The organism is Niallia sp. MER 6, from assembly GCF_023714395.1.
In the GTDB taxonomy this organism is placed as follows: domain Bacteria; phylum Bacillota; class Bacilli; order Bacillales; family Cytobacillaceae; genus Niallia.
The window spans coordinates 1-369 of sequence record NZ_JAMAUK010000133.1 but is presented as its reverse complement, the minus strand read 5'-3'; the positions used below and the strand labels follow the sequence as shown (position 1 = coordinate 369).

Annotated in this window: 1 tRNA gene and 1 rRNA gene; both read right to left on the bottom strand. The window is 44.7% G+C overall.

Features of this window, described 5'->3' with window-relative positions:
* Window positions 1-121, bottom strand: a 23S ribosomal RNA gene (locus M3600_RS28685); the annotation flags it as partial.
* A gap of 130 nt (window positions 122-251) precedes the next feature.
* Window positions 252-327: transfer RNA gene (locus tag M3600_RS28680), tRNA-Ala, on the bottom strand.
* Window positions 328-369 lie beyond the last annotated feature (42 nt).

Here is a 369-nt window from a genome sequence, read left to right as displayed (position 1 = left end):
CCATTCGGAAATCTCCGGATCAAAGCTTACTTACAGCTCCCCGAAGCATATCGGTGTTAGTACCGTCCTTCATCGGCTCCTAGTGCCAAGGCATCCACCGTGCGCCCTTTCTAACTTAACTTGTTTCGGCTAAAGATGTTACTCTTTACCCTGAAATTCTTCTATTAAATAGAGAATCTAAGATGGCGATTACTCGGTTTTATCTTGGTTTTTCTTCTATATGATTTAGTTTTCAAAGAACAAAAAAAAATTGGTGGAGCCTAGCGGGATCGAACCGCTGACCTCCTGCGTGCAAGGCAGGCGCTCTCCCAGCTGAGCTAAGGCCCCTTCATCTTTACTTTATGTTATATGGTGGGCCTAAATGGACTC